At 39.5% G+C, this 821-nt stretch carries 1 protein-coding gene; it reads left to right on the forward strand.

The window, feature by feature from the left end; genetic code table 11:
• Positions 1-172 precede the first annotated feature (172 nt).
• The gene (tnpA, locus tag HMPREF9629_RS11245) at positions 173-628 is read left to right on the forward strand and encodes an IS200/IS605 family transposase (RefSeq protein ID WP_009526489.1); all 456 of its coding nucleotides are present in this window, start codon (positions 173-175) and stop codon (positions 626-628) included.
• Positions 629-821: the final 193 nt, after the last annotated feature.

Raw genomic sequence — 821 nt, forward strand, 5'->3', positions numbered from 1 at the left:
TTAATGACTTTAGCCTGTTTCGCCCATTGGAGTTTTTCTCTGAACCGAAAAATGTAAATGGGCGAAACAATTAACCACCCGCTATGCGGGTGCGCGTCGGATGTTATACAAAAATTACCTTTCCGTGTACAATAGAGTTGTTCAGGCTATATTGTAGAAAGGAAAGGTAATTATGGCAAAGAAAGAATATTCACTTGCACATACAAAATGGATGTGCAAATATCATATCGTCTTCACACCAAAGTATAGACGAAAAATAATCTATAATCAATACAAAATAGATATTAGAGATATTATTAAGCAGCTATGCAGCTATAAAGGAGTAGAGATTATAGAAGGGCACTTGATGCCAGATCATATTCATATGTTGGTGAGCATACCGCCTAAGATAAGTATATCATCATTTATGGGGTATTTGAAAGGAAAGAGTGCACTTATGATATTTGATAAACACGCAAATTTAAAGTATAAATTTGGGAATCGTCATTTCTGGGCTGAAGGATATTATGTTAGTACAGTAGGGCTGAATGAAGCAACTATAAGAAAGTACATTCAGGATCAGGAGAAACATGACATTGCATTGGATAAATTGAGTGTAAAGGAATTTGAAGACCCTTTTAAGGGTTAGAGCTAAGTAGTAACAATACCCCTTGAGGGGTAGCGACGAGTCAAAAGCAATATGGCTTGAACGGAGCTGTGGGAATGCTGTGTAAGCAGCATTCCCATAGCCTAAAGAGAAAGCCAGCGCCTTGAGACGCCGGCCTAGTAACACGGGCTTATAGCCCGGAGCAAGCCACCCGTTGGACGGGTGGTCATGACTT

The sequence above is a fragment of the Peptoanaerobacter stomatis genome, from assembly GCF_000238115.1.
GTDB lineage: Bacteria > Bacillota > Clostridia > Peptostreptococcales > Filifactoraceae > Peptoanaerobacter > Peptoanaerobacter stomatis.

Bases quoted from the DNA above. Each gene is read 5' to 3' on its own strand.
- tnpA (WP_009526489.1), top strand. From the start codon at position 173: ATGGCAAAGAAAGAATATTCACTTGCACATACAAAATGGATGTGCAAA.